The 8,518-nt window shown below is 73.8% G+C and carries 9 protein-coding genes; 4 read left to right on the forward strand and 5 right to left on the reverse strand.

The window, feature by feature from the left end; all coding sequences use genetic code 11:
* The first annotated feature begins 140 nt into the window (after positions 1–140).
* Together IFT36_RS13760 and IFT36_RS13765 are read left to right on the forward strand one after the other, a co-directional pair.
* On the forward strand, positions 141–890 hold the full coding sequence (locus tag IFT36_RS13760; RefSeq protein ID WP_200413411.1) for a response regulator transcription factor: 750 nt from the start codon (positions 141–143) through the stop codon (positions 888–890).
* A gap of 190 nt (positions 891–1,080) precedes the next feature.
* Positions 1,081–1,779: a hypothetical protein gene (locus IFT36_RS13765; RefSeq protein WP_123570982.1), complete on the forward strand. Its 699-nt coding sequence runs from the start codon at positions 1,081–1,083 to the stop codon at positions 1,777–1,779.
* A gap of 126 nt (positions 1,780–1,905) precedes the next feature.
* Here IFT36_RS13765 and IFT36_RS13770 read toward each other — a convergent pair whose 3' ends face one another.
* Positions 1,906–2,217 carry a hypothetical protein gene (locus tag IFT36_RS13770; protein ID WP_123570983.1) on the reverse strand — a complete coding sequence of 104 codons (312 nt, stop codon included), beginning with the start codon at positions 2,215–2,217 and terminating at the stop codon, positions 1,906–1,908.
* Between the two features lie 159 nt (positions 2,218–2,376).
* Here IFT36_RS13770 and IFT36_RS13775 point away from each other — a divergent pair, with 159 nt between their 5' ends.
* Positions 2,377–3,102 (forward strand): sulfite exporter TauE/SafE family protein, encoded by a 726-nt coding sequence (locus tag IFT36_RS13775; RefSeq protein WP_056044452.1) that lies wholly within the window; start codon positions 2,377–2,379, stop codon positions 3,100–3,102.
* A gap of 77 nt (positions 3,103–3,179) precedes the next feature.
* A complete protein-coding gene (gene rlmC / locus IFT36_RS13780; RefSeq protein WP_200413412.1) occupies positions 3,180–4,370 on the forward strand; it encodes a 23S rRNA (uracil(747)-C(5))-methyltransferase RlmC in 1,191 nt (396 codons plus the stop codon).
* A gap of 110 nt (positions 4,371–4,480) precedes the next feature.
* Here the strand turns inward: rlmC and IFT36_RS13785 are convergent, their stop codons facing one another.
* The 4 genes from IFT36_RS13785 to IFT36_RS13800 all read right to left on the reverse strand — a co-directional run bounded on the left by IFT36_RS13785 (position 4,481) and on the right by IFT36_RS13800 (position 8,233).
* Positions 4,481–5,302: a nuclear transport factor 2-like protein gene (locus IFT36_RS13785; RefSeq protein ID WP_200413413.1), complete on the reverse strand. Its 822-nt coding sequence runs from the start codon at positions 5,300–5,302 to the stop codon at positions 4,481–4,483.
* Positions 5,303–5,394: 92 nt separating this feature from the next.
* Positions 5,395–6,747, reverse strand: a complete 1,353-nt coding sequence (locus IFT36_RS13790; RefSeq protein WP_200413414.1) for an alpha-amylase family glycosyl hydrolase — start codon at positions 6,745–6,747, stop codon at positions 5,395–5,397.
* 77 nt (positions 6,748–6,824) lie between these two features.
* The gene (locus tag IFT36_RS13795) at positions 6,825–7,184 is read right to left on the reverse strand and encodes a hypothetical protein (protein ID WP_043595969.1); all 360 of its coding nucleotides are present in this window, start codon (positions 7,182–7,184) and stop codon (positions 6,825–6,827) included.
* Between the two features lie 50 nt (positions 7,185–7,234).
* Positions 7,235–8,233, reverse strand: coding sequence for an iron-siderophore ABC transporter substrate-binding protein (locus tag IFT36_RS13800; protein WP_200413415.1), 999 nt, complete (start codon positions 8,231–8,233; stop codon positions 7,235–7,237).
* Positions 8,234–8,518 lie beyond the last annotated feature (285 nt).

The following is an 8,518-nucleotide window of genomic DNA, read 5'->3' on the forward strand; positions in this document are numbered from 1 at the left end:
GCCGAGGCCTCGACCGAGGCCCCGGCCGGCGGGCCGTCGGCGACACCTGCGGCGTCCGGGGCCGACGGCGGGGCCGCCTCGAGGCCCACCTCGGGGCTCCAGCCGGGGCCGGACACGGGGATCACCGGCGGGGGTGCCGAGTGATCCGGGTCGTGCTGGTCGACGACCAGGCGATCGTGCGTACCGGGTTTCGGGTCGTGCTCGAGACGGCGGGCGGCATCGAGGTCGTCGGCGAGGCCTCCGGGGGGCGCGAGGCGGTCGACGTCGTGCGACGCACCCGACCCGACGTCGTCGTGATGGACGTGCGCATGCCCGGCGGCGACGGCATCGAGGCGACGCGGGCGATCGTCGACGCCCGGGTAGGGCCCGGTGCCGCCGGAACGGCCGCTGCCGGCGGCCTCGGCTCGTCAGCGCCCCTCGGCGGCGATGCCGTCGACAGGCAGGAGGCGCGGGTCGGGTCGGCGAGCACCCCCGCGGTCCTCGTCGCCACGACCTTCGACCTCGACGAGTACGTGTTCGGTGCCCTCGAGGCGGGCGCGAGCGGGTTCGTGCTCAAGGACGTCGAGCCCGACGAGTTCGTCGGTGCCGTCCGCGCCCTGGCCTCGGGCCGCGCGGCGATCGACGGCGCCACCACGAGGCGGGTGATCGCCGAGTTCACGCGGCGCCGGCGGACGTCGGCGGTCGAACCGTCGCCCGACGTCCTGACGGAGCGCGAGCGCGAGCTCGTCCGTCTGCTCGGCGAGGGGCTCTCGAACGACGAGATCGGCGAGCGCCTGGTGGTCGAGACGAGCACGGTCAAGTCACACCTCACCCGCATCACGACCAAGCTCGGCACCCGAGACCGCCTGCAGACCGTCGTCTGGGCCTACCGCTCGGGCCTGCTGCCCTGAGCCCGGGGCCGAGGCCGATCGGCCTCCCGTCATCGGCCCGGGTCGCACCACGAACCGGACGTCGCACCGCCGATCTCGACGGTGCGACGTCCGGTCCGCGGTGCGACGCGCGGGCCCGAGCAGCATCACGACCCGCTGGTAGCCTCGGGGCGTCGCGGGACCACGGGGGAGCCCGGACGGAGGGGACGACATGTCGATCAGGACCACGCTGCCCGTCGGGGCCGCCACTCTCGTGTTGCTGTTGACCGGGTGCTCAGGGGGTGCCGGCGACGAGCCGACCACGACGCCGAGCGCCACCACCACGGCGAGTCCGTCGGCCACGGCGACTGCCGACGCCTCGTCGGCCGCCCTCTCGGACGCCGAACTGGCGTCCGTCTTCACGGGCATCCAGTTCGTGCCCGACGAGTTCGACACGACCGACCAGCTGCTCGACTCGGTCTACCCGGGGCTGACCGCGAGCGACCCGAGCTGCCTCGCCCCGTTCGGCGTCGGCTGGGACGACGCCGCCCCCGACGGCGCGCTCGAGTTCGGCACGAGCAACGACCGCTCGATGACCACCGTCGTCGCGAGCACGGGTGACGACGACGCGGCTTCGGCCCTGGTCGCCGAGGCGTCCGACGCCCTGACCCGCTGCGCGGACGGAACCGCCCTCTTCACGATGCAGGGCCAGCCCGTGCAGACCACGGTCGAGACCACCGAGCCGACCCTCACGGGCACCGACGAGTCGCTCGGCTGGCGCGTCACGGGCACCGTCGGCGGCGGCAGCTTCACCCTGGTCGGCCTGACCGCCCGCGTCGGCGGGGACGCCGTCGCGGTCGTCGGCTGGGACCCGTCGTCGAACGCCACGAACGTGCCGCTCGCGACCCAGATGTTCGTCGACGCCCTCTAGTCGGGCCTGCCCGGAGCCGTCACCGCACCGACGTCGGCCGTGCTGACGAGGCACCGCCGAGTGGACAGGACGCCGCGGCGTTCGGCGGTGTCCTGTCCACTCGGCGGTGTCGCAGGGGCGGGGCGGTCAGGCGATCGGCTCGACCAGGGCGACGTGCTGCGTCGCCACCCGCACGGGCTGGCCGGCGAACGCCGCGGCCCGCGCCTCGGACTGCAGGTAGGCGGCCTCGACCTCGGCGAACCGTGCAGCGTCGCCGGGGGTGCTGACGGCCCAGACGAACTGGTTGGCGTCACGGTCCGCGTAGGCGAACTCGATCGCGAAGCCCTCGGACAGCCGGGCGGGGATCAGCGTCGAGGTGAACCAGGCGACGAAGTCGTCGAGCACCCCCTCGACGAGCTCGTAGCGGCGCAACTGGACGGTCTTCGACGAGTCGGTCATGCCGCCACCCTACTGACGCCGCACAACACCACGAGATGGACACCGCACCACGACTAGTCCTGGCGCCGTGCCCATCTCCTGGCGTAGTACCCGCCGGTTGCCCACAGCGGCGCTGCCCTGCCCCGCCCGCCCCGCACCCACGCCCGGTAGCGTGACGGCGTGACCCCGCTGACGCTCGCCCTCGCCGCCGCGGCCATCGTGGTCGGCGCCCTCACGCAGCGCATGGCGGGCATCGGCTTCGCGCTGACCGCCGCACCCCTCCTCGTGGTGGTGCTCGGCCCCGAGGCCGGCGTCTCGGTCGGCAACGCCCTCGCCGCCGTGCTCGCGCTGGTCGTGCTGGCGAGCACCTGGCGCACGGTGCGGTGGCGGACGGCGGCCCTCCTCGTCCTGCCCGCCCTCGTGACGATCCCGATCGGCGCGTGGGTCGTGCAGACCGCCCCGACCGGCCCGCTGACCATCGCGGTGGGCGCCTTGGCCCTGGTCGGCGTGCTCGTGATGGCGTTCTCGAGCCGCGCGCGCCTCCTGCCCGGGCGGGTCGGCGCCGTGGCCGCGGGCGCCCTCGGCGGCTTCATGAACGTCACGGCCGGCGTCGGCGGTCCGGCGCTGACGGTGCACGCCACGAGCGACCGCTGGCCCCGGGAGGTCTTCGTCGGCACCGGCCAGGTGTTCCTGCTGGCGATCAACCTGACCTCGGTGCTGACGAAGGGCATCCCGTCCGAGCCGGTCCCCGTCTGGGCGGGAGCCCTCGGCCTGCTGTTCGTCGGCGCCTTCGTCGGACACCACCTCAGCAAGGTCGTCCCGGCCCGGGTCGGCCGCATCCTCGTCCTGACGCTCGCGGCCGTCGGCAGCGCCCTCGCCCTCGTACGCGGCATCACCCAGCTCTGACCCGGCCGCACCCGGCCGCACCCGGCCGAGGAGGCGCGGGTCGCCACCCCACGCCCCTCGCCTAGACTCGGCCCGCCATGCAGTGCGACTACTTCGACGCGGGGCTGTGCCGTTCGTGCACGCTCCTCGACCGCCCCTACCCGGTCCAGGTCGCCGAGAAGGAGGCGCGCGTCCGCGACCTCCTCGGCGAGCGCCATGCGCCCTCGGCCTGGCTGCCGACGCTGACCGGCCCCGAGTCGGGGTTCCGCAACAAGGCGAAGATGGTCGTCGGCGGCACGATCGACGAGCCGACGCTCGGCATCCTCGACGGCCGCGGACAGGGCGTCGACCTGCGCGGCTGCGGGCTGCACACGTCAGGCATCCAGGAGGCGCTGCCGACGCTGGCGGCGTTCGTGACCCGGGCGCGCCTCCTGCCCTACGACGTCCCGCGTCGCCGCGGCGAGGCGAAGTACGTGCACGTGACCGAGTCGCCCTCGGGCGAGCTGATGGTGCGCTTCGTGCTGCGCAGCGAGCAGGCCCTGCCCCGGCTGCGGTCCGAACTGCCCTGGCTGCTCGAGGCCCTGCCCCGGGTCGCGGTCGTGTCGGTCAACCTGCTGCCCGAGCACAAGGCCGTGCTCGAGGGCACCGACGAGATCGTGCTGACCGACCGCGAGACGCTCACCATGCACCTCGGCGGGGTTGACCTCGAGCTGCGCCCCCAGAGCTTCTTCCAGACGAACACGGCGATCGCGGCCGGGCTCTACGCGCAGGCCGCCGAATGGGTCGACGCGATCGACCCGGCCACGGTGTGGGACCTCTACTGCGGCGTCGGAGGCTTCGCCCTGCACGTCGCGCGCCCGGGCGCCGGCCGCTCGAGTCGGCACGCGCACCGCGAGGTCGTCGGCATCGAGACCAGCGAGGAGGCGGTGGCCAGCGCCCGGGGCAGCGCCCGTCGCGCAGGCCTCGAGCACGTGCGCTTCGCGGCGGACGACGCGACCCGGTTCGCGACGAGCGCGTCCACGTCGGCGGAGCCGGGGTCCCCGGGAACCGGCACCGCGCCTCCCGAGCTCGTGATCGTCAACCCGCCGCGACGCGGCATCGGGGCGACGCTGGCCGGCTGGCTCGAGGGGTCGGGCGTCGAGCACGTCGTCTACTCGAGCTGCAACCCCGTCACCCTGGCGAGCGACCTCGACGCGATGCCGTCGTTCGACGTGGTCGCCGCGCGCGTGTTCGACATGTTCCCGCAGACGCCTCACCTCGAGGCGATGGCCCTGCTGCGCCGCCGCTGAGCGCGCCGCCGCCTCCCGACGACGAACCCCGTTCACGAAGATGAACCCTGCTTGAACGGGGTTCGTCTTCGTGAACGGGGTTCGCGGCGGACGCCCTGCCGGGCCGGGGCTCAGAGCACGACGGTGCTGCTGCGCCAGCCGAGCGAGTCGTCGCCCGTCTGCCACACGACGGTGAGGCCGCGGCCGGCCCCGCTCGACTCGCCGACCTCGGTCGTGAAGCGCTTGCCCGAGCCGGCCGACACGGCCTCGATCGACGGCAGCTGCTGACCGTCGAGGAAGACCCAGAGCGTGTCGGGGTAACCGACGACGCTCGGCTCGGTCTGGTCCTGGCTCAACGGGCTGGCGAACGAGATCGACGCGGGGGCCGTGGTGTCGTACACCGCGCCTCCTGCGCTCTGGTCCTCGGCCCCGACGGCCGGGTTGTCCCATTCGTAGACCGAGTCGCCGGTCGGCGGCACGCCGGCGTCGTCGACGCGCAGGCCGTCGGCCGTCTCGCGCACGATCCAGGCGTCGGCGAGGTCGTCGGTCGTGGCGCTCACCAGCGTGAACGCGCCCTCGGGCCCCTCGGCCACGGCCAGGTCGGCGTCGACCAGGACCGACGCCTCGTCGGGCGTCACCGTGCCGTCCACCGGCGAGTACTCGGCGAAGGTCCGCTCGGCGCCGTAGAACTGCTGCGCCTCGGGGGTCAGCAGGGCCCAGGCCGCCGCCGTGTCGCCGCTCGAGATCGCGTCGAGGTAGCGGACGACGATCGCCTGCTCGGCCGAGTCCTGTTCGGAACCGGCGGGGGTCGCGCTCGTCGCGGGGGCGCTCGGCGCGCCGGTCGCCGCGGCGGTCGGGGCCGTCACGGCGGGGTCGGAGGTGCATCCGGTGGCGGCGACCAGCGCACCGACGGCGAGGGTCGAGGTCATGAGTAGCTCTCGTGTCTTAGCCATGCGTGGCACGGTAGCGACGGCCCGCCCGGGTTCGTCGCGACTCCCAGGGGATGCCCACGGGGGGCGGAGGGACCCCGGAGGCGCGGGCCGGGTCAGGCGCGCGCGACGACCGCCCAGCCGTGCGGCCCCACCGACAGGACGTCGCCGTCGAGGCCCGCGTCCCGACCGGCCACCCACTCGCCCGGGGCCGGGTCGGCCACGCGCAGCTCGTCGTCGCCGAGGTTCAGCGCGACGACGAGCGACCGGCCCGCCCCGGCGCCCGTGACCTCGAGCACGAGCGACTCGTTCGCGACCGACACGGTGCGGCTGCGGGCGGTGTGCAGCCACGGGTGCCGACGTCGCACGCCGATCAGCTCCTGGTGCAGGGCGAGGACCTCGGGGAGGGCGTCCGGGACGCCGGCACCCGGAGCCTCGGCAGGCGTCGAGGGGAACGCCGGACGCACCGCGTCGTCGCCGCCGACCCGCGCCTCCTTGACGGCCCGCAGGCCGATTTCGTCCCCGTAGTAGACCGAGGGCGTGCCGCCGAGGGTGAGGAGCAGCACGATCGCGTGGGCGTGGTGGCGGTCGTCGTCGATCTGGCTGGCGATGCGCGTGACGTCGTGGTTGCCGACGAAGGTCAGCGGCACGAAGTCGTCGAGGAACCCGTCGTGGCGCTGCAGCGCCCACTCGAGCTCGAACAGGTTGACCTCGGCCAGGGCGTGCCAGACGCCCTGCCACAGTTCGTACTGGGTCACCGAGTCGAGGCCTCCGTCACGGACGGCCGCCGCGTAGTCGCCGTGCAGCACCTCGCCCACGACGTACACGTCGGGGTGCCGTTCGCGGAGCGGCGGCAGCACGGTCGCCCAGAACGACGACGGCACCGAGTAGGCGGCGTCGAGCCGCCAGGCGTCGGCACCGCGGTCGGCCCAGTACGTCAGGACGTCCGTGACCGTGCGGGCGACCTCGGGCGACGAGTGGTCGAGGGCGATGAGCCCTCCGTGCCCCTCGAAGGTGCCCAGGCTGCCGTCGTCCTCGCGCCGGAACAGGGAGGCCGCGCTCGAGTCGGGGTCGCGACGTGCCTCGACCAGCGCGGGGAACTCGGGGCCGACGTGGTTGAAGACGCCGTCGAGCATGACCTTGACGCCCTTCGCGTGGGCGGCCTCGATCAGGGTGACGAGGTCGGCCTCGGTGCCGAGGCGCGGGTCGACCGCGAACCAGTCGATGGTGTCGTAGCCGTGGGTCGACGACGCGAAGACCGGCCCGAGGGCGAGCCCGTTGGCGCCGAGGGCCAGCAGGTGGTCGAGCCACGGCACGAGATCGAGGAGGCGCGGTGCCGGCGAGCGGTCCGCGCCCGTCGTGTCCGCCCCGACGAACCCGAGGGGGTACACGTGCCACCACACGACGTGCTCGGTCCAGGAGGGGCCCGGCAGGGCGGTGGCCGTCGTCGGGGACTCGTGTTCGCTCATTCGCGCCACCCTAGTGACGGGCGGTCGTGAGGTGTCCCCCGCCCAGCTCGCGGGGCGCAGCTCGCGGGGCGTCGGCGTCAGCTCGCGGGGCCGAGCAGGACGGCGAGCAGGGCGGCCGCCCCGCCGACGATGAACAGCATCGTGCCGGCCTGCATCGTGCGGGTCTTGTTGCGGTCGGCCGTGGGGACGTCGACCTCGAGGATCGGGCAGCCCGACCACCCGATGAGCCCGACGCTCAGGGCGACCAGCGCGGCACCGACCCAGAACAACGTCGCGAGCCCGGCCGAGAGGAGGGCCGGCCGCCAGCCGGTCGCGAGCAGCAGCCCCAGGGCCACCGCCACGCTGCCGACCGCGGCGACGAACCAGATCGTGCCGGTCCACATGATGCGTTGGACGTTCTTCTCGGGGGTCATCAGGTCGTGCAGCTCGTGGGTCACCAGAACATCTTTCACCCTCTGCAGCGATCCGGCCCGCACGGGTGCGGCGACTACTCCGTGGCGCCCTCGAGCAGCGGCACCAGCTGGTCGAGCGCGTACTGGCGCGAGAGCGCCGAACCGAGCGAGTACGCCGCGGCGACGTCGCCGTCGATGACGACGGCGTGGCCGTCCTGCACCGCCGACAGGGCCTTCCACTGCGGGTCGTCCGTGATCTCGGTCGTGTCGATGTAGATCGGGAAGGCCACGATGACGTCCGCGTCGATCTGGTCGAGCTGCTCGCTCGAGATCGACACCGAGAAGCCACCGACGTTCGGGGACAGCGCCGAGATGGCGGGGTTCTGCTCGAAGCCGAGCTCCTCGAGCTGCTCGACCCGCTCGCTGTCCTCGACGTAGGCACCCCAGCCCTCGCTGGTCTTCGTGGCGGCGGTGATCGTCTTGCCCTTCCACTCGGGGTGGGCGTCGGCGACGGCCTCGACGGCCTTCTCGTTCTCGTCGACGAGCTGCTCACCCTTGGCCTCTTCACCGAGTGCCTTCGAGACGAGCTCCATCTGGTCCTCGAAGTCGGTCAGGTAGCTGTCGCCTCCCTCGGGCACGCCCACGGTCGGGGCGATGCTCGACAGGCGGTCGTAGCGCTCCTGGTCGCCCGAGCTCTTCGTGTCGAGGATGACGTCGGGCTCGAGGGCCGCGATGGCCTCGTAGGAGGGCTCGAGGGTGCCGATGATCTCGGGGGCCTGGTCGTAGAGACCCTGTGCCCAGGGGCCGACGCCGTCGGCCTCGTCACCGAAGGCGAGCCAGTCCGAGGCCCCCACGGGCTGCACCCCCAGCGCGAGCGCCGTCTCGGCGTCGCCCCAGCCGAGCGCGACGACGCGCGTCGGCTTCTGGTCGATGGTGACCTCGCCGAACTTCGTGTCGATCGAGACGGGGAACGCGCCCGATCCGCCCGAGGCTCCGCCGCCGGCGGCGTCGTCCGGGTCGGCGTCGGCCGAGCAGCCGGCCAGGGCGAGGGTGGTGACCGCGACGGCGGCGGCGATCGAGAGTGTCTTGCGCATGTGTTCCTCAGGGCTGTGACGTCGGTGCTGTGACGTGGTGTCGGGCGGAAGGTCGGGTGCGGGGGTCGGGCCTGGACGGCGACGTGCGCCACCCGGCCGGACTCCAAGTGAGGGTAGCCTAAGCTAATCATCATGGCGATGCCCCGAGCGCTCACGGTCGGCCGTGCCCCGCGACCGACGCGGGGCTCCCGGCGCACCCGCACGCGCCTCCTCGCCCTCGTGGCCGCCCTGGCCCTGTTGGCCCTCGCCGTCGTGTCGGGCCTCGCCGTCGGCGCGCGGCCGGTC

The sequence above is a fragment of the Frigoribacterium sp. CFBP 13605 genome (genome assembly GCF_014839405.1).
Classification (GTDB): Bacteria; Actinomycetota; Actinomycetes; order Actinomycetales; family Microbacteriaceae; genus Frigoribacterium.